The 280-nt window shown below is 53.9% G+C and carries 1 protein-coding gene; it reads left to right on the forward strand.

Annotated elements, in window-relative coordinates:
* Positions 1 to 280: solute carrier family 23 protein (locus SB725_RS30830; RefSeq protein ID WP_410923166.1), on the forward strand; the 280-nt coding region annotated here is incomplete at both ends.

The following is a 280-nucleotide window of genomic DNA, read 5'->3' on the forward strand; positions in this document are numbered from 1 at the left end:
GGTCATCTTCGGCCTGGAGAAGTGTCGCGTACCCGGCGGGATCTTGTTGGTGATTATTGCAATTTCGATCATCGGCTTAATCTTTGACCCAGCGGTGAAATACCACGGTCTGGTGGCGATGCCAAGCCTGACTGGCGAAGATGGTAAGTCTCTGATTTTCAGCCTCGATATTATGGGTGCACTCCAGCCAACTGTACTTCCGAGTGTACTGGCATTGGTGATGACCGCAGTGTTCGACGCTACTGGCACCATCCGTGCCGTCGCCGGTCAGGCGAATTTG

This window comes from Pseudomonas sp. SIMBA_041 (assembly GCF_046535095.1).
Classification (GTDB): Bacteria; Pseudomonadota; Gammaproteobacteria; order Pseudomonadales; family Pseudomonadaceae; genus Aquipseudomonas; species Aquipseudomonas mucoides.